This window comes from Mycobacterium sp. 1245805.9, assembly GCF_001672915.1.
Taxonomy (GTDB): domain Bacteria; phylum Actinomycetota; class Actinomycetes; order Mycobacteriales; family Mycobacteriaceae; genus Mycobacterium.
This window is the reverse complement of sequence record NZ_LZKR01000058.1, coordinates 1-2,135: the sequence shown is the minus strand read 5'-3', so window position 1 is coordinate 2,135 and position 2,135 is coordinate 1. Positions and strand designations below refer to the sequence as shown.

The window sequence follows — 2,135 nt, the reverse complement described above, 5'->3', positions numbered from 1 at the left end:
CGGTGGTGGATTCGCATCGCGACGTCGTCTACCTCAACGACCGTGCCCGGGAGTTGGGCCTGGTGCGGGATCGGCAACTCGACGACCAGGCCTGGCAGGCCGCGCAGCAGGCGCTCACCGGCGTCGACGTCGAGTTCGACCTGCGGCCGCCGAAACGCGCCGCAGGCCGCTCCGGCCTCTCGGTGCACGGGCAGGCCCGGTTGCTCAGCGAAGAGGACCGCCGGTTCGCGGTGGTATTCGTCCACGACCAGTCCGACTACGCCCGGATGGAAGCCACCAGGCGCGATTTCGTGGCCAACGTCAGCCACGAGCTCAAGACCCCGGTGGGCGCCATGGCGCTGCTCGCCGAGGCCCTGCTGGCCTCGGCGGACGACTCGGAAACCGTCCGCCGCTTCGCCGAAAAGGTACTCGTGGAGGCCAACCGGCTGGGGGACATGGTCGCCGAGCTGATCGAGCTGTCCCGGCTGCAAGGGGCCGACCCGTTGCCCAACGTCACCGACGTCGAGGTGGATACCGTTGTGTCCGAGGCGATTTCGCGCCACAAGGTGGCCGCCGAAAACGCCGACATCGAGGTGCGCACCGACGCGCCCAGCGGCCTGCGGGTGCTGGGCGACGAAACGCTGCTGGTGACCGCGCTGGCCAACCTGGTGTCCAACGCGATCGCCTATTCGCCGCCGGGTTCGCCGGTGTCGATCAGCCGTCGACGCCGCGGCGACAACGTCGAGATCGCCGTGACCGACCGCGGAATCGGGATCGCGCTGGAAGACCAGGAACGGGTCTTCGAACGGTTCTTCCGCGGCGACAAGGCCCGCTCGCGGGCCACCGGCGGCAGCGGGCTGGGGCTCGCGATCGTCAAACACGTTGCGGCCAACCACAACGGCAGCATCGGCGTATGGAGCAAGCCGGGAACCGGGTCGACGTTCACGCTGTCGATTCCGGCCTACCAGGACGGCGACGAGGAACCCGAGCAACCGCGGGGTCGTGAAGTGCGACCCAACCGGTCACAACGAGAGGAAGAATTGAGTAGATGACGCGCGCTTACGACGAATTGGAACGATGCGATGAGGTGGGGGCACCTCCCGCTTGCGGGGGAGAGTTGCGCTCATGACGAGTGTGCTGATCGTGGAGGACGAGGAGTCGCTGGCCGACCCTCTGGCATTCCTCCTGCGCAAGGAGGGCTTTGAGGCCACGGTCGTGACCGATGGACCCGCAGCACTCGCCGAGTTCGATCGCGGCGGCGCCGACATCGTGCTGCTCGATCTGATGCTGCCGGGCATGTCGGGCACCGACGTGTGCAAGCAACTGCGCGCCCGTTCCAGCGTGCCGGTGATCATGGTGACCGCCCGCGACAGCGAGATCGACAAGGTCGTCGGCCTCGAGCTGGGCGCGGATGACTATGTCACCAAACCCTATTCGGCTCGCGAGCTGATCGCCCGGATCCGCGCGGTGCTGCGCCGGGGCGGCGACGACGACTCCGAAATCAGCGACGGCGTGCTCGAGTCCGGGCCGGTCCGGATGGACGTCGAGCGCCACGTCGTCTCCGTCAACGGTGACACGATCACGTTGCCGCTGAAGGAATTCGACCTGCTCGAATACCTGATGCGCAACAGCGGGCGGGTGCTGACCCGCGGCCAGCTGATCGACCGGGTGTGGGGCGCCGATTACGTCGGCGACACCAAGACGCTCGACGTGCACGTCAAGCGCCTGCGCTCGAAGATCGAGGCCGACCCGGCCAACCCGGTGCACCTGGTCACGGTGCGCGGGTTGGGATACAAGCTCGAGGGCTAACCGCTCGCGTCGAAAACGGTTCGGGCGTCGTCGCTCGCGCTCAACGCGATGCGCCGCCGCATGTTGTCCGTCATCGGCGGCAGCTCGTCAAGGTCGAACCAGGCCGCCTCGGTGGTCTCGTCGTCGGCGGCGTACGGCTCGCCGGATAGCCACCGCATCCGGAATACATGATCCAGATACTGGGCTCGGTCGCCGTTGGCGTGTACGGCTGGCCGGGTCACATGCACCCACGCCAGGCGCGTGGCCCGCGCGCTGACACCGGTTTCCTCGCTCACTTCGCGGGCAGCGCAGTCCGCCGGATTCTCACCCGGCTCGACGATTCCCGTCACCGCCGTCCAAGCGCCGTT

3 protein-coding genes are annotated in these 2,135 nt (G+C 67.8%); 2 read left to right on the top strand and 1 reads right to left on the bottom strand.

What is annotated here, in order from left to right; all coding sequences use genetic code 11:
* Both A9X00_RS09175 and regX read left to right on the top strand, forming a co-directional pair.
* A partial coding sequence (locus A9X00_RS09175) for a cell wall metabolism sensor histidine kinase WalK (RefSeq protein WP_067152161.1) occupies positions 1-1,031 on the top strand: 1,031 nt, incomplete at its 5' end.
* 73 nt (positions 1,032-1,104) lie between these two features.
* Positions 1,105-1,788, top strand: a complete 684-nt coding sequence (regX, locus tag A9X00_RS09170) for a two-component sensory transduction protein RegX (RefSeq protein WP_046187060.1) — start codon at positions 1,105-1,107, stop codon at positions 1,786-1,788.
* Here regX and A9X00_RS09165 read toward each other — a convergent pair.
* The coding region (locus A9X00_RS09165; RefSeq protein WP_067152159.1) for an NUDIX domain-containing protein at positions 1,785-2,135 on the bottom strand (351 nt) is incomplete at its 5' end. The genes regX and A9X00_RS09165 overlap by 4 nt on opposite strands.

Coding starts and splice junctions, on each gene's coding strand:
- regX (WP_046187060.1), top strand. CDS start 1,105: ATGACGAGTGTGCTGATCGTGGAGGACGAGGAGTCGCTGGCCGACCCT.